Below are 15,973 nucleotides of genomic sequence, written 5' to 3'. Positions count from 1 at the left end.
CGGAGGCGCTTGGGGAAACTGCGCATCGCCCGCGATGGCTTTCAGTCGTGCTTCGGCTTCCTCGCCTGCGGCTCCGGAGAGCCGCCCGGGGGTGGCATCGAGGACGAGATCGCAGAGTTGTTCGCTGCGGGTGAATGCCTGTTCGGCTTCCACTTCTTGGCGGAATCCGGAGGATGACGTGCCGGCGTAGCCCTCGAACATCTGGACGCTGTGGTGGCGGTACTGAATGGCGCCTGCGATCGACCCGCCTGGCTGTCGGGCGATGGACCAGGCCAGTGTTCGCCTGAACTGACGAGTGGTGAACCTCCATGGGCGCCCGTCGACTGTGGGAATTCCACCGCTTCGCCGACGCTCGGCGCAGTAGTCATTGACCCAGGCAGAGAATGCGTTGATGTCGTTGACCGTGGTGGGCGATTGCTTGGGGCGGGGTGTCGTGTCCTGGTCCACTTCCTCGCCCCGGGCGCGCTTCGGTACGGGAGGCGACGCGAAGAGAAGGCGCTGGGGCTCGGGCACCAGCCGCTCCAGTAGTCGACGGCTCGGGCCACCGTCGCGTTGACGACCCAAGTCGCCTGGATCCCGAGGGGGGTGCTCTCTCCCTTGAAAGCCTGGCTGGTCAGTTTGTACCTGAAGGGTTCGCCATCCTCGTCGCACCATCGTTGCAGGCAACCCCGTTCCAAGTGCTTGATTACTGGCGGGAGGGGGGTATTTCGACCGTGCACTATTCCCCGCTCTTAGGGCCCGCCGGGAGGAGGCTGCGGCCGTGGCTCACTCGATGACCTGTACAAGCCCCGGCTTGCCCACCGTCGCCCTAAGCTGCGTCCCCTTGCCCTCCACCGAGCCGTCCGGTGCGAGGACCCGAGTGCCGACACGCACAGCCGTTTCCACCGACCAGGTGCCGGCCGTCGCCAACACCGTCCAGTCGGCCGGGACCAGGTGGTCGAAGGTAAGGAAGTGGGTGGGGACGCCGTTGCTCATGATGGTCTCCGCACTGACGTCCTCCTCTGCCGCGGGAACAAGGGTGACGCCGAAGCGCACGAGGTCGCCGGCGTAGGTGGCGCGTACAGTCACGGGGAGCCCCGGCTGAACTCCCTCCGGGTGTTCCACGACGATCGAAAGGTCGCCGAACTCCGGGACGTGGAATTCGGGCTGGCACACGGCGCATCCGTCGAAACCCGCCGCGAGGGCAGCGGTCGTGGAGGGAAACTTGCGCAGATGCGCGAAGGTGATGAGGTCCCCGAACTGGCATCCCTTGACGTGGAACTGCTTGCTGTCGACGTGGCCCCTGATGTACGGCGGCTTGATATCGTTCGGCATCGACACGTGTACGTCGAAGCGGATGCCCATCCCGTTGGCGAAGATGATGGGCAGTGACCCCGGGGTGGCGGGTGCCGAATCGTCCCTGCGGGGCGTGTTGGAGGCGAAGAAGTCGAGGCCCGAGATTGATCCCAGCGACAGTCCGCTGATCGCCTCCGGGAGAAGCCTCTCCATCAGCCGAGTCAGCGCTCCCGCGGAGATGAAGTCGGCGAATGCACTGCCCGCGCCGACGAGGTCCTGCTGGGTGGAGATCACGTGGATACCGACGGTGCCGTCGGCGTTGACCAGGGGCTGGACGAAGGCCTTGAAGGTGAAGTCGGTCTCGATCGGGATGCTGAGGACTTCGGTCGTATTGGTGCCGGATCCCTCGATGCGAATGTGCCCGTTTTGGAGGGAGACTTGAAGGGAGTTCACCTTCACATCGGGGTTGAGCTGGGCTGGCAGGGTGGCGAGCCCAGCCTGCGCCAGCCCCTTGTCGATGGCCGGTTTCACAAGATCGTCAGGCACGAGCAGCATCGCGTCGGAGGAGAAGCGCCGCTCGGTGACCGTGGGGGGAGTCGGCGGCTCGCCGAAGGCCGCGATGAACATCACCAGCATGCCTTGCGGATGATTCGGGACGTCGAAATAGGTCCGGTAGAACCGCTTGCCGCTTGCGTCGGCCAGGGGGCCGAGGGCGAACGGCGACTCCTGAAGCACCTTCCTGACCGCGGTGGCCACGGGGTCGTCGTACTCGCTGTTGGTGGTGAAGGTCTGCACGATGTCGGCGGGTGCCGCGTCCTTGAAGTCCACCGACGGGCAAGCGCGGGTTTCCGTGCCGACAAGCAGCTTCCGGTCCTTGATGGTCCCGCGGGCGGTGAAGAGCGCCCGGGCCTCGTCGCTCCGGTCCGAGAGCCGGGCGAACAGCCCCAGCGTAACCTCGACCCGGGCCACCGCCGGGTCCGGATGCTTGACCAATGCAACCCCAGGCTGGTCGAACCACATCGACAGTTCCCTACCCGGGAACGACATCCGCACCGTCCCGGCACGCTCTAGGAAGTTGGCGGCGAAGACCTGTCGCACTGTCTGCGTGTTGAACTGGACTTCCCCGAAGAAACCATGGCTGAGGTCGAGTGACATGGGGCCCACTCCTGCCCGGAGACGATGTACTTCCCCTCTTGGCAGTCTGACGCAAAGGCGCTTACTCGGCAGCTCCGGCGGCGGCGCGGCAGCACCCGCCAGATGACCACCGCGGCGCCGGCACCGACCACCTGGTCCTCGGCGACATCGAAGACGCCCTGACCAGCTGGACGCGCAGCAGACGTCTGCGCCCCCGGTACCTTCGCCGCTGCGGCTGCCCAGCCCACCTCCGAAATCATGGCAGACTCCGAGGGCGCGGCATTTTCGGCCACCCTAAAGATGTGCGTGCGGCCGTCAGTGGCCCGGAAAGCAACTTCCGACGGAGACAAGGTTGGAGGCTGGGGTGGTTCACTGCCGTCAGAGAAGAGCGCAGGCATGGGCAACACCTTTCGTGCGGCAATTACGCACAGAGAAGCCCCCGCCGTAAACCAGGGGCCGGGCAAGGACCGGATCCGATTTAAGGATCATCCGGAGGCCTGCTCCGTTGTCTCGGGAATCCCCATATGGGTGATCCCCTGGCGCCGTGTTCCAAGGTGATTTCGAACAACGGGTTGCCGCGCTCGTGCGTAGTTGGCGGTGAGACACTGCGCCATGCGTCGATCATCAGCCACCGACTGGCAGGATCCTGCCCGGGGGGGGGGGTGACCGTTGAAGTCGGGGTCGCGAGCACGCCCCGTTTACCCGCCGTCGCTGCTCTGCTGTCCTGTCAGCAGAGCAGCGATCTGGACTCATCGAGAATCGTGCACCGCCTTGTTCAGCAAGCGGTGGCGAGAATGAGTGCAAAGCCGGCGTTGGTGTCGGCCCAGAGCTGATTCGTACGGAGACCCGCTTCAGTCATTTCTTCCTGGAGTCCGTCCTGGGTGAATTTCGCGCTCCGCTCGGTGATCCATTCTTCTCCGCGTGCGAAGTGCACTGCCAGGTCAAGGTCTCGAATTTTGACGAGCTGTTCGGCCCGGCTGCGCAGCCTCATTTCGATGTGGCTTTCCGTGCCGTTCCACACCGATACGTGGTCGAAGGCATCCGGGTCGAAGTCGGCGTTCACCTCGCGGTTCAAGACGTGCAACAGATGTTTGTCGAACTCAGCCGTGACGCCTTGAGCATCATCGTAGGCGGCGATCATTTCGTGCTCGGTTTTGACCAGGTCAGCGCCGATGAGAAGGAAGTCTTCGGGGCGGAGGGCGTCTCGGAGCCCGCGGAGGAACGGTCCACGGGCAGGGCGTCGGAAATTCCCCAGCGTGCTGCCGAGGAAGGCGATGAGGCGCGGGCCGTCCTCGGGCAGCGGCGGTAGGACGAGGGAAGCCGTGAAGTCGGCGCGGAGGGCGTGCAGACGGATCCCCGGGTAGTCCTGGACGAGTTGGGCGCTGGCCTGATGGAGGGCGTCCGCGCTGACGTCGACAGGGACGTAGTGCAACCCGATCGGATCCAGTGCCTCGATGATCAGCTTGGACTTCGTTGAGCTCCCGGACCCGAGCTCGACGAGGCTGCGGGCTCCGGTCCGCACAGCGATGTCCTGTGCATGGAGTTGGAGCAGCCCCAGCTCCGCCCGCCACAAGGGGTATTCCGGAAGCTGGGTGATCTCCTCAAACAGCTCGCTGCCCCGGGCGTCGTAGAACCACGTGGGCGCCGTGGACTTCGGGGTGCGGGTCAGCCCGTCACTGATGTCAGCGCGCAGTGCCTTGGCGTAGTGCTCGGCCTCGAGAGTGTCGGTGTAGCCATAGGCCCGGTTGTCGGTCATGCGTGCCTCTCTTCGGTCGACGCCACATCGGCGGATTGCCGGGGTCGCAGTTTCCTTGTCGAGCGTGCAACGCCGGCAGCAGCGGGCACCCTCCCCGTCACCGGGCCGCTGGGCGCCCGGGATGACCGACGGGACCGGGGCGCAGGCCGAGTTCTTCCGTTACCGATCCGGCTTCTCTGCCTGGGCTTGGGCACGTGAGTGGGCCTTGCGGTGCGGACAACGGACAGGATGAACGACCCACATAGCGCGGCCGTCACTCCGGCCGCATCGTCGTACGCCCTGACCAGCACGTTCTCGTCCTTGACCAGATCGGTGCCGAGCAGCAGGGCGTCGCCGGGGGAGAGCAGCGCGCGCAGGGAGGCGAGGAACGCCGCGCGCTCCACGGGCAGCAGGTTGCCGATCGTGCCGCCGAGGAACGCCAGCAGCCGGGGCCCGGGCGTGTCCGGCAGCGTGAGCTGTGCGGTGAAGTCGGCGATGAGGGCGTGCACCTCGAGACCCGGTCGCTCGGCGGCCAGCGCCTGCCCGGCCTGGGTGAGCGCGCTCTCGCTGACGTCGACGGGGACGTAGGTGTGCAGGTCGGTGAGGGCGTCGATGAGGTGGCGCGTCTTCTCCGAGGAGCCCGAGCCCAGCTCGACGAGGGTGCGGGCACGGGTCGCCGCGGCGATCTCGTCGTTGCGGGCGACGAGGATCTCCCGTTCGGCGCGGGTCGGGTAGTACTCGGGCAGCTCGGTGATCTGCTCGAACAGCTCGCTGCCGTGGGCGTCGTAGAACCACTTCGGCGGCAGCGTCTTGGGGGTGTGGGTCAGGCCCTGGTGGACGTCGGCGCGCCGGGCGGCCTCCGTGGCGTCCTCGGGCAGGGTGCGGGTGAGAAGGAACGGGCTCACGTACGGGGCTCCTTCGGTGGTGCGGTGGCCGAGGCGGTGCTCGGTTCCTTGAGCGGAGTGAGCAGCACGTCCGTGCGGCTCGCCGCGAGCAGCGTCCGGTCGGGGACCTCTTGCCAGTGCGGGTCGTCGTCGTAGGGCTCGGAGGCCACGACCGTGCGGCGGCCGGGCTCCGAGAGGTACCAGAGCGTGTCGCCCCAGGCGGTCGCGGTGATGGTCTCGCCGTTGGTCAGCAGCAGGTTGAGCCGCGAGCCCGGGGCCGCCGCGGCGACCTCCAGGACCGAATCGGCCAGCGCCTGGCCCTCGTCGTCGCCGCCGCGCAGTCGGGCGAGCACCAGGGCCCATACGAGCGCCGAGTCGTTGCGTGCCTCCAGCGACAGCAGGTCGGCGGCGGGCAGCGTCGGGGTGAGGGGGGCGAGGGAGTCCGGCCAGCCCGCGACGGCGCCGTTGTGGCTGAACAGCCAGGTGCCCGCCGCGTACGGCGCCGCCGCGGCCTCCGCGTCGGCGCCCGCCAGGGTCGCGTCCCGTACGGCGGCCAGCACGGCCCTGGAACGGACGACGCGGGCAAGATCGGCGAGCGACTGGTCCGCCCAGATGGGCCCGGCCCGGCGGTACCGCGCCGGAACCGGATCCCCATCGGCGTACCAACCCACCCCGAAACCGTCGGCGTTGACCGTCCCGTACCGCTGCCGCCGCGGCGCCCACGACTGGCGGTACAGACTGTGCGGCGGCTCGATCAGGATCCGGCCGAGTGCCTCCGCCGGGCCCAGGTAGGCCAGGTGACGGCACATCAGACGGCTCCCGAGCGGGCCGTGCGGAACCCTGAGAAGATCTGCCGCCGGATCGGATAGTCCCAGTTGCGGAACGTGCCCCGGCAGGCCACCGCGTCCACGGCGAACGCACCGCCGCGCAGCACCTTGTGGTCGGAGCCGAAGAACACCTCCGAGTACTCCTTGTACGGGAACGCCTGGAACCCCGGGTACGGCAGGAAGTCGCTCGCCGTCCACTCCCACACGTCGCCGATCAGCTGCCGTACGCCTAGCGGGGATTCGCCCTTCGGGTAGCTGCCCGCGGGGGCCGGACGCAGGTGCCGCTGACCCAGGTTGGCGTGCTCGGGCGCCGGGTCCGCGTCGCCCCACGGGTAGCGCGTCGAGCGGTCGCCGGCGGGGTCGTACCGTGCGGCCTTCTCCCACTCGGCCTCCGTGGGCAGCCGCCGCCCGGCCCAGCGGGCGTAGGCGTCGGCCTCGTACCAGCACACGTGCAGCACCGGCTCGTCCGGCGGCACGACCTCGGTGACGCCGAAGCGGCGCCGCAGCCACTGCTTGCCGTCGCGGCGCCAGTACAGCGGGGCCTGGATGGAGTGCTGCCGGATGTGGGCCCAGCCCGCCGCCGTCCACCAGCGCTCGTCGTCGTAGCCGCCGTCCTCGATGAACGCCTGGTAGGCGCCGTTCGTCACCGGCGTCGTGTCGATGTAGAACGGCGGCACCTCGCGCCGGTGCGCCGGGCGTTCGTTGTCCAGCGCCCATGGCTCGCTCGAGGTGCCCATCGTGAACGGGCCGCCGGGGACCAGGACTTCGGCCGGGCCGGTGAACAGCGGCGCCGGCTCCGGGTCGGGGGCGGTCAGGGCCTGAGGGCCCTTGCGGAGCTGATGGGTGATCAGCATCGTCTCGTCGTGCTGCTGTTCGTGCTGCGCGATCATCCCGAAGGCGAAGCCCGCCTCCGTGAGCCGCGTCCCGTGGAAGGCGGCGCGTTCCAGCACGTCCATCACCCGGCCGCGTACGTCGGCCGCGTACAGGCGGGCCTCCGCGGGCGGCAGCAGGGGCAGGGTGGGCCGCTCGGAGCGGGGGTGCTCGAAGGCGTCGTACAGGCTGTCGATCTCGGGCCGTATCGCCTCCTGGCCGGCGACGGCCCGCAGCAGCCACTGCTCCTCCTGGTTGCCGATGTGCGCGAGGTCCCACACCAGCGGCGACATCAGCGGGGAGTGCTGGGCGGTCAGGTCGGGCTCCTCCACGCAGCTTGTCAGCAGTGTGGTGCGCTCCCGGGCGGTGGTCAGGGTGGTCAGCGCCCGGTCGCGGAGCGCTTCGGCGTCGGTGGTGTCGACGGGGGGACCGGTGTCGAGGGCGGGCTCGGTCATGTGCGGATGTCCTTCCCGTGGGCGGTGGGGGTTCCCCCGGTCGAGCGAGGCCGAGACGGGGGGAGGCCCGTGCCGCGCAGGCTGTCGAGCAGGTCGTCGGCGGGGCAGCGGCCGCGGACGACATAGCGGTCGTGGTACGCCGTGACGGCGTCCGTGACCTCGGTGGTGGCGCCGAGCCGGGGCAGGGCCTCCAGGGCCGCCGCGAAACAGGCGACGGCCGCCTCGTGCAGCTCGGGGTCGCGCAGGCCGTGGCGGGCCGCGTCGAGCCACAGCGGGTTGTGCGGGGCGGGCAGCGACAGGGCCCGCTCGGCGAGGGGCTTCACGGCCCGGTAGGCGGTCTCGGCCGCCTCGGGGTCGTCGAAGAGGGCCGTCGTGACCGCGAGCGGCACGATCCACCCGTCCTCGCCGGGCTGGGCGTCGATCATGCGCAGTTCCAGATGGCCGCGCGGTCTCACCGGCGGGAAGAGGGTCGTGACGTGGTAGTCGAGATCCTCCCTGGTGGGAGGCCTGGGGGCGCGCGATCTGGTCCATTCCCGGAACGTCAGGCCCTCGGGTACGTCCCACGGGCCGCCGTCCCGCCGAACGCACATCACCGGGGCGTCCAGGACGTGCCGGGCCCAGGCCTCGCGCGGGTCCGCGTCCGGTGGCGGAGCGCCCGCGCGGCCGGCGCCGATCTCCATCCACAGCAGCTGCCGGGTGGAGAGCCAGCCGGTGGGCTCGGAGTCGGCCAGCGGGGAGTTGGCGAACGCGGCCACCAGGACCGCGCCCAGCTGGTGCGCCAGCCGCCAGCGCCGTCCGAGCCCGAGCGGGCCCGGCTCCTCATGGCCGGCATCCAGGCACACCTGCACCGAGGCCGAGGCGCACATCATGGCGCGGCCGGCCGGGCCGGTGCGGTCGAGGCACGCCTCCATGGCGTCGTAGCGCGGTTCGCGCAGGAACCGGCGGGGCGGGTGCCAGGGTTCGTGGCCGATGCCGACGAGACCGAGATCGTCCTTGGCCAGAGCCGTACGGACGGCGTCAAGATCGGCGGATACGGTACCGATGCACTCCATCAGGGAGGCGGCGGGAGGCGAGCTGAGCTCCAGCTGGCCGCCGGGTTCGACGGTGAGCGCCGACCTCAGAGGCACGGTCCGCAGTGCGGCGTAGGCCGCTTCGAGTCGTTCGGGTGTCACGGGGAGCCGCGGCGCGCGCAGCTCGTGGACGAGCCATTCCACCTCGACCCCGAGTTTGCGGGGCGGGCCGGTCTTGAAGCAGATGCCCCGTACCAGGGCCTCCACCTCGGCTTCACTGATGGCGGTACGGGGCGCCGTACAGCCACTTACTGAATCGGACATGTAGGGATCCTCCTGAGATTCCACCATGCCGCCGGTCCGGGATCCGGTGGGCCGGACCGGCACAACTCGTCCCACCCAAAACCCTTCTGCTCATCCGCACAAGGGGGCACATCGTCGTGATCGGGGCCGGTGATCTCCGTTTCCTGGGTGTTCTCGAGGTGTTTTCCGGACGTCGGGTGCCCGGGAAACTGTGTTGCACCACATGACCAGAATCACTCACGATGCGTTCATGAGCACGACGGGGGAGGCCGCGCGCCGCGCGGTCGTGGCGCCCACGGGGGTGGCGCCATGAGCGCGCGCCTGCGTGGCATCGCACAGCAGACCGAGCAGATCGTGGCGGCGGGGTCCTACCGCGCGCCGGACGGCCGCGAGGTGTCCGTGGCCGCCGCGGTCGAGGCGGCGCGGGACGGCACGCGGATGTACGGGCCGGGGCCGGTGGAGGTACCGCCGTTCGCTCCCGTGGACACGTCGGTCGAGGTCACGGGCGAGAGCAGCCTGGAAGCGGCCCGTCGGATCGCCGGACCGGTGGCCGTCCTGAACTTCGCCTCGGCCCGCAACCCGGGCGGCGGGTACCTCAACGGCGCCCAGGCCCAGGAAGAGGCTCTGTGCCGGGCCTCCGCGCTGTACGCGTGCCTGACCGGGGTCCGCGAGTTCTACGACCACCACCGCGCCCACCGCGACCCGTTCTACACGGACCGTGTCATCCACGCGCCGGCCGTGCCCGTCTTCCGCGACGACCGCGGCCGGCTGCTGGACGAGCCGTACACCGCCGGATTCCTGACCGCGGCCGCCCCGAACGCGGGAGTGGTGCGGCGTACGGCGCCGGAGCGGGCGGCCGAGCTGCCGCGGGCCCTGGCGGTACGGGCGGAGCGCGTGCTGGAGACGGCCGTCGCCCACGGTTACCGGCGGCTGGTGCTGGGCGCGTGGGGCTGCGGGGTGTTCCAGAACGATCCGGCGCAGGTGGCCGACGCCTTCCGGGCACTGCTCGGCCCCGGCGGCCGGTTCGCCGGGGCCTTCGAGCAGGTGGTGTTCGGGATCCTGGACCGTACGACGGGCCATGGGGTGCGGGGAGCGTTCGAACGGGCGTTTCCGGAGCGTCAGCTCCAGCCGTAACGGCGCTCGGGCCTCGTCAGCTCCAGCCGTAGCGCTCCCGCAGCCGGTGCCGGACCAGGTTGAACCGCATCCGGTCCAGTGCGCACGCCTCCCGGCGCATGCCGGCCTCGTGCAGCCGCAGCACCCGGTCCACGTCGACCCACGAGTCCCGCCCTGTCCGGTCCCAGGGCCCGTTCCCGATCGGCACCCACTCCCGGTCGCCGTCGTGCCGCTTGCTCGACAGCTGAACGGCGAGAACGGTGCCGCCGGCCTCCCGGGCGACGACGAGCACGGGGCGGTCCTTGCCCCGGCCGTCGTTCTCCTCGAAGGGGACCCAGGTCCAGACGATCTCGCCGGGATCCGGGTCCCCGTCGTGCGCGGGCGAGTACTCCGTGCGCACCCGGCCCACCTCGCGGGGGTCGGCCTCGGTGGTGGCGGAAGGGCCGGACCGGCCGGGGACATTCTCATCGGTCTCTTCGGTAAACGCAGTCACGCGCGCAACGTTAGAGCCCGCGGCCCCCGGACGTCTGCCCGCCTCACCCCTCGTCCTGCTCCACCGGAACCTTCTGCGCGGACGGCGTCACGAGCCCGTTCAGCTGCGAAGTCCCGTTCGCCGCCTGCCCGTTCTGGTTCATCGACGCGAGCAGCTGACGGGCCAGACCCAGCCCCGTACCGCCCATGGTGAGCGCCTTGGCGAGCATCTCCGCCATGCCGTCGGCGCCGTTGAGCACCACCATGTTGTCGACGCTGCCGAACGCGGACGCGCCCGCCTTCACGATCTCCGGCCAGTTCTCGGCGAGTTGCTGGGCGACGACGGCCTCCTGGTTCTCGGCGAGGGCGGCGGCCCGTGCCTTGATGGCCTCCGCCTCCGCCAGGCCCTGAGCCTTGGTCGCCTCGGCCTCCGCGAGACCCCTGGCCTGGGCCGCGGCGGCCTCGGCCTCACCGGTGGCCCGGGTCGCCGCCGCCATGGCCGTACCCCGGGCCTTGGTCGCCTCGGCCTCGGCGCCCGCGGCCGTCTTGACCCGGGTCGCCTCGGCCGCGGCCGCCAGCTCCGTCTCCTTCGCCTTGGCCTCGGCCGCCGAGATCCGCGCGTCGCGCTCGGCCTCGGCCAGGGTGCGCTTCTCGTAGGCCTGGGCGTCCGCGGGCTTGCGGACGTCCGCCTGGAGCTGCTGCTCACGCCGTTTGGCTTCCAGTTCGGCGACGCGCGTCTCCTGGACGACGACCTCCTGGCGCGCGGCGGCATCCGCCAGCGGACCCGCCTGCCGGGCCTTGGCCCCCGCATTGTCGCGCTCGGCCTGGTAGCCGGCCTGGAGGATCTCGCTGTCCCGCGTCGCCTCCGCCATCCGGGCGAACGACTGCTGCTCGGCCTCGGTGGCCAGCCGGTTCGCCTCCGCCTGCGCGATCCGCGCGTCCCGCTGGACCGCCGCCGCGTGCGGCATCGCCAGGTTCTGGATGTACCCGGTGGGATCCTCGATCTCGTGGATCTGCAACGAGTCCACGATCAGACCGAGCTTCTCCATCTCCGTGCCGCAGGCCGCCCGGGTCTGCCCGGTGAGCTTCTCCCGGTCGCGGATCATGTCCTCGACCGTCAACCCGCCCACGATGGACCGCAGATGACCGGCGAAGACGTTGTGCACCCGCTCCGACATCAGCTTCTGCTGGTCGAGGAAACGCCGGCCCGCGTTGGCGATCGACACGAAGTCGTCGCCCACCTTGAAGATGACCACCCCCCGCACCTTGAGCGGAATGCCCTGGTGGGTCACGCAGTCCACGTGCAGTTCGGTCTCGTTCAGATCGAGCGAGAGCTTGCGCACCGCCTGCACACCGGGCAGCACCAGCGTGCCGCGCCCGGTGACGATGCGGAACCCCATCCCTTCCTCGAGGCCCTCCGTCCGGTGCTTGGAACCGGAGATGATGAGTGCCTCGTTGGGCTCGGCGACCCGCCACATCATCTTGAACAGACCGATCACGACGAGAACGGCGACAAACGCCGCTCCCGCAACGACGCCGACAACCATCGGCATACGCCCCCTTTGCATGGTGCCCTCTCGGCACCGAACGAAGGGAGTGTGCGCCTGCGTGACGCCCGGGTACAGACGCGGGCCGAACCTTGTCGAAAGCTTGACACAAACAGTTCTCACCTGCGGCGCAGCAGGCTCAACTGTCGTACGCCGCCTGGACGTAGACCGTTCTGGGCGGCAGGTACTCCACGACCATCACCACCGTGCCCCGCTCGATGCGGTCCGTACCGGAGGCGGGGTAGGCGAGGAAGTGCTCGGCGCCGCCGCGCACGCGGACGATCACCTCGCCGACCAGGCCGGGCCCGACCGTCCCGGTGACCCGCCCCATGAGCCCGACCATCGACGCGTCGTCCATGGTCACAGGGTACGGGCCGAACGCCTGGTCCGAACGCCCTTATGCGGCGGGGGTATCCGAGGCGACCTGCCGCGGCGGCGGCCATGCCTCGTGCCAGCGCAGCTCCGCCTCCAGCTGGGCGGCCAGGGAGACGAGCAGCGGCTCGCTGTTCGCCGGCCCGAGGAGCTGGGCGCCGACCGGCAGTTGGCCGGTGACGAATCCGGCGGGGACGTTGACGCCGGGCCAGCCCAGGACGTTCCACGGCCAGGCGTAGGGGCAGGCGGCGATCATCGCGCGGTCGGTGGCGAAGCCGTTGAGGTTCAGCAGCGCGCCGATGCGCGGCGGGGGAGCGGCCGTCGTCGGCGCGAGGATCACGTCGTACGTCTCGAAGAACGCTCCGATACGGCGCTGCAGGACCGTCTCGGCACGCCGGGCCACCCGCAGCGGGGCGCCGCCGAGCAGCTCGCCCAGCCGGGCGGCCCCGCGAGTGCGGCGGTCGAGGAGCGCGGGGAAGGGCGTCTCGCGGACCCGCTCGGCGATCCCGGCGGTGGCGCGCGGCACGAAGGTCAGCCCGATCTGGCCGTACGGCGGATCGGCCTCGACGACCGTATGCCCCAAGTCGCCGAGTTTCTCGGCGAGTCGGACGACCTGCGCCTGTACCTCCGGCTGGAGTCGGGCGGGCACGGCGGTGAACGGCGGCTTCAGGGCGAGGGCGATGCGCAGCCGGCCGGGGTCGCGGCCCACCGCCTCCGCGGCGCCCACGGCCGGCGGCCGGTGCGGGTCGAGGTCGTGGTTGCCGCTCGCCGCGTCCAGGAGCAGGGCCGCGTCGGCGACCGTGCGGGCGAGGGTGCCGTTGACCGTGATGCCGTGGAAGGACTCGCCGCGCGGCCAGGTGGAGATCCGGCCGCGCTGCGGCTTGATGCCGATCAGATGGGTCCAGGAGGCCGGGATCCGCACCGACCCGGCGCCGTCGGAGCCGAGCGCGGCGGGCACGAGACCGGCGGCGACCGCGGCGGCCGAACCGCCGGACGAGCCGCCCGGGGTGTGCTCGGGGCTCCACGGATTGCGGGTCGCGCCGAAGGCCGGCCCCTCGGTGAAGGGCCACTGCCCGAACTCGCAGGTGTTGGTCTTGCCGATGATCACGGCCCCGGCCGCGCGCAGCCGCCGTACCGCCTCGCCGTCCGCGGCGACCGGCGGAAACTCACCCTGACAGCCGAACGCGGTCGGCTCGCCCGCCACGTCCATGTCGTCCTTGACGGCCACCGGCACGCCGAGGAGCGGCTTGCGCACCCCGGCGGCCAGTTCCTCGTCCGCCGCCTTCGCCTCGGCGAGCGCCGCCTCGGACCGTACGATCCGGAAGGCGTTCAGGGAGCCTTGCGTGGCCTCGATCCGGGCCAGGGCTCGCTCCACGAGCGCCTGGGAGGTCAGCTCCCCGTCGGCCAGGGCGCGGGCGGACTCCGTGAGGCCTTCGGAACGGTCTGGCGTCATGCGGTCCACCTCCGGAAAGCACTTTGTCTACCGAACGGTAACGTCCGGGAGGGCCCGGTGGAACGACCCTGGCGGGAAAGGAGCTCCGGCAGCGGACTTGGCCGGCCGCCACAGCCTTCCCGCAGGGCCCACAAGGTCCCGCTCAAACCATTGACGCACTTCTGGCCCAGCTCTACCTTCTGACCGGCTTTCCGAACCTTGTTCGGAATTTCGAACATTGAGCCGCATGAACACGAGCCGTATGCGTATCGAGCCGTATGCGTATCGAGCCGCATGGCATCGAGCCGCATGGCATCGAGCCGCATGACATCGAGCGGCATGAGATCGAGCCGTATGAGATCGCACCGCATGACTCCGAGGGAGAGCCGCCCGTGACCACCAGACCCCCCACACCGCCACCGTCCCGCCGCACCCTGCTGCGCGGGCTGGCCGCCCTGCCGGCCTCGGCCGTCCTGCTGGGCGAGATGCCCGGCCTGCTCGGCACGGCCCTCGCTGCCGCCCCGCCGAGCGGCTCCGCCACCCGCTACACCATCGTGCCGTTCCTCAACAGCAACGACGGCACCGTGAACGTCTACCAGTCCGACGACGCCACCGACTTCCGGCTCGTCAGGTCGTCGGCCTACACCCCGCCCAGCAACCGCATCCGCGACGCCAGCATCCTCAAGCACACGAACGGCTACTACTACATCACCTACACCACCCACACCTGGCAGGACCCGAGCACCACGATCGGCTTCTCCCGCAGCACCGACCGGGTCAACTGGACCTTCCTGTACGACTACACGGTCCCGATCGCCAACCTGTCCCGGGCGTGGGCGCCGGAGTGGTTCGTCGACAGCGACGGCAGCGTGAACGTCATCGTGTCCTGCTCGACGACGAACGACGAGTGGATCTTCACGCCATACCTGCTGAAGGCCACCAACTCGGCGCTCACAGCGTGGAGTTCACCGGTCGCTCTGTCCGGCATCGGCGCCAACCACATCGACACGTACATCGTGAGGATCGGCTCGACCTACCACGCCTTCACCAAGAACGAGACGACGAAGTACATCGAGTACGCGACGGCCTCCAGGCTCACCGGCCCCTACACCATCAGCAGGACGGGCAACTGGGCGGGCTGGGGCAGCTACCGCGAGGGCCCGGCGCTGGTGCAGCTCGACAACGGCGCCTGGCGGATCTTCTTCGACGGCTACGGCGACGGCACCTACTACTACAGCGACAGCTACGACACCTTCGCGACCTGGTCGGCGCCGACGGCACTGCCCGCCGTCTCGGGCACGGCACGCCACTTCACGGTGATCAAGGAGACGGTGTCGGGCGGCCCGAACCTCGCGAAGAACGTCACCCGTTCCCTCCAGTCGGCCAACTTCCCCACCCGCTACTGGCAGTCGCAGTCCTCCCTGCTCAACCTCCCCGTGGTGAGTGGCTCCAGCACCACCGCCGAGAAGCGGGCCTCCACCTTCACGGTCGTACCCGGCCTCGCGGACTCGAACGGCTACTCCTTCCGGGACGCCGCCGGCAACTACCTGCGCCACTGGGACTTCCGCGCCCGGTTCGACGCGAACGACGGCACGACGACGTTCGCCAAGGACGCGACATTCATCGCCCGCACCGGCACGACGAGCGGCTCGTTGCGGTTCGAGTCGTACAACTACCCCGGGTACTACCTGCGCCACTACAGCTACCAGTTGAGGGTGGAGCGGACGAACGGGACGGATCTCTTCCGCCAGGACAGTTCGTTCACGCCAGTGGCATCCTGGGCCTGACCTGCCCCCTGCTGACCTGAGCAGTTGTGCTGCGGCCGACGCGCAGTGGATCTCGACGTGTGGGTTGCGGGCCCTCTCGGTGGACGGCCTCCTACTCCTTGCCACCATCGGACTCTTGAGGCCGTCAGGGCTCGCCACAGCACTGGAATGGAAGCCGGTGCTGGAGAAGCTCCGAAGCAGTCCGGGGTGGTGCCGGATGGCGTCGAGCCAGCGCGCACACGGTCGGCAGCAGGGCCAGGGCGCTGAGCCCGGCGACGGCGGTGGTACGGGACCGGCGCCGGCCGGGCGAGTTCACAGGATTCACCCGCGCATGATCACCACACGCCGGCCCCCGCGTCGCGCGTGCGGACCGGCGTGTGGGCGGCGACCACTCGTGCGGGCGCCAAGTGAACGCGGTGGGCACCGCGTTCACTTGGCGCCCCCGTTCACATGGCGCCCGCGCTCACTTCGCGAGGGGAGGGCCGGACGTGACGGCGGCGGTCACGTGCTCGGCCAGCAGTCCCGCGAAGGACACCACCGTGGGGAACTCCCACAGCGCGTTGGGGTCGAGTTCGCAGCCGGTGAGTTCCTCGGCCTCGGTGATCAGCGTGATGGCTCTGACCGAGTCCAGGCCGTAGGCGGACATGGGCTGTTCCGGGTCGATCGACCCTTCCGGGAGCCGCAGTTCCTCGGCCAGGTAGGCGCAGAGCCAGTCCTGGAGTTCGGTCCGTATGTCGTCCGTGGTGGTGATGTCGTTCGTGGTGGTGTCGTACATGGGA

General features: G+C 70.0%; 13 protein-coding genes and 1 pseudogene. 3 read left to right on the top strand and 11 right to left on the bottom strand.

Annotation, left to right across the window (positions count from 1 at the left end; translation table 11 throughout):
* The first annotated feature begins 9 nt into the window (after positions 1 to 9).
* Positions 10 to 177, top strand: a complete 168-nt coding sequence (locus Q4V64_RS05000; RefSeq protein ID WP_303709026.1) for a hypothetical protein — start codon at positions 10 to 12, stop codon at positions 175 to 177.
* Positions 178 to 765: 588 nt separating this feature from the next.
* On the opposite strand, the gene Q4V64_RS04995 is transcribed toward Q4V64_RS05000, so the two are convergent.
* The 6 genes and pseudogenes from Q4V64_RS04995 to egtA all read right to left on the bottom strand — a co-directional run bounded on the left by Q4V64_RS04995 (position 766) and on the right by egtA (position 8,514).
* On the bottom strand, positions 766 to 2,430 hold the full coding sequence (locus Q4V64_RS04995) for a hypothetical protein (RefSeq protein WP_124437476.1): 1,665 nt from the start codon (positions 2,428 to 2,430) through the stop codon (positions 766 to 768).
* A gap of 754 nt (positions 2,431 to 3,184) precedes the next feature.
* Positions 3,185 to 4,165 carry an L-histidine N(alpha)-methyltransferase gene (gene egtD / locus Q4V64_RS04990; protein WP_124437475.1) on the bottom strand — a complete coding sequence of 327 codons (981 nt, stop codon included), beginning with the start codon at positions 4,163 to 4,165 and terminating at the stop codon, positions 3,185 to 3,187.
* Positions 4,166 to 4,410: 245 nt separating this feature from the next.
* Positions 4,411 to 5,049 (bottom strand): annotated as a pseudogene (locus Q4V64_RS04985) (L-histidine N(alpha)-methyltransferase); the annotation flags it as partial.
* Positions 5,046 to 5,837, bottom strand: a complete 792-nt coding sequence (gene egtC, locus Q4V64_RS04980) for an ergothioneine biosynthesis protein EgtC (protein ID WP_124437474.1) — start codon at positions 5,835 to 5,837, stop codon at positions 5,046 to 5,048. The pseudogene Q4V64_RS04985 and the gene egtC, both read right to left, overlap by 4 nt.
* Positions 5,837 to 7,180, bottom strand: coding sequence for an ergothioneine biosynthesis protein EgtB (egtB, locus tag Q4V64_RS04975; protein WP_124437473.1), 1,344 nt, complete (start codon positions 7,178 to 7,180; stop codon positions 5,837 to 5,839). Before egtB ends, egtC begins: the two co-directional genes overlap by 1 nt.
* Positions 7,177 to 8,514 carry an ergothioneine biosynthesis glutamate--cysteine ligase EgtA gene (gene egtA, locus Q4V64_RS04970; RefSeq protein ID WP_124437472.1) on the bottom strand — a complete coding sequence of 446 codons (1,338 nt, stop codon included), beginning with the start codon at positions 8,512 to 8,514 and terminating at the stop codon, positions 7,177 to 7,179. Before egtA ends, egtB begins: the two co-directional genes overlap by 4 nt.
* A gap of 288 nt (positions 8,515 to 8,802) precedes the next feature.
* Here egtA and Q4V64_RS04965 point away from each other — a divergent pair, with 288 nt between their 5' ends.
* The gene (locus Q4V64_RS04965) at positions 8,803 to 9,627 is read left to right on the top strand and encodes a TIGR02452 family protein (protein WP_172628993.1); all 825 of its coding nucleotides are present in this window, start codon (positions 8,803 to 8,805) and stop codon (positions 9,625 to 9,627) included.
* 16 nt (positions 9,628 to 9,643) lie between these two features.
* On the opposite strand, the gene Q4V64_RS04960 is transcribed toward Q4V64_RS04965, so the two are convergent.
* The 4 genes from Q4V64_RS04960 to Q4V64_RS04945 form a co-directional block, all read right to left on the bottom strand.
* Positions 9,644 to 10,099 carry a type II toxin-antitoxin system PemK/MazF family toxin gene (locus Q4V64_RS04960; protein WP_124437471.1) on the bottom strand — a complete coding sequence of 152 codons (456 nt, stop codon included), beginning with the start codon at positions 10,097 to 10,099 and terminating at the stop codon, positions 9,644 to 9,646.
* Positions 10,100 to 10,142: 43 nt separating this feature from the next.
* Positions 10,143 to 11,630: a flotillin family protein gene (locus tag Q4V64_RS04955; protein WP_124437470.1), complete on the bottom strand. Its 1,488-nt coding sequence runs from the start codon at positions 11,628 to 11,630 to the stop codon at positions 10,143 to 10,145.
* Between the two features lie 133 nt (positions 11,631 to 11,763).
* Positions 11,764 to 11,982, bottom strand: coding sequence for a hypothetical protein (locus tag Q4V64_RS04950; protein WP_253266726.1), 219 nt, complete (start codon positions 11,980 to 11,982; stop codon positions 11,764 to 11,766).
* 39 nt (positions 11,983 to 12,021) lie between these two features.
* A complete protein-coding gene (locus Q4V64_RS04945) occupies positions 12,022 to 13,449 on the bottom strand; it encodes an amidase (protein WP_124437469.1) in 1,428 nt (475 codons plus the stop codon).
* Positions 13,450 to 13,820: 371 nt separating this feature from the next.
* Between Q4V64_RS04945 and Q4V64_RS04940 the strand changes: the two genes are divergently transcribed.
* On the top strand, positions 13,821 to 15,215 hold the full coding sequence (locus Q4V64_RS04940) for a glycoside hydrolase family 43 protein (protein WP_124437468.1): 1,395 nt from the start codon (positions 13,821 to 13,823) through the stop codon (positions 15,213 to 15,215).
* Positions 15,216 to 15,657: 442 nt separating this feature from the next.
* Here the strand turns inward: Q4V64_RS04940 and Q4V64_RS04935 are convergent, their stop codons facing one another.
* Entirely contained in the window at positions 15,658 to 15,969 is a 312-nt protein-coding gene (locus Q4V64_RS04935; RefSeq protein WP_124437467.1) for an acyl carrier protein, read from the bottom strand.
* Between the last annotated feature and the right edge of the window lie 4 nt (positions 15,970 to 15,973).

Origin of the sequence: Streptomyces sp. NL15-2K (genome assembly GCF_030551255.1) — a bacterium.
Lineage (GTDB): Bacteria > Actinomycetota > Actinomycetes > Streptomycetales > Streptomycetaceae > Streptomyces.
This window is presented reverse-complemented; position numbering and strand designations above follow the sequence as displayed.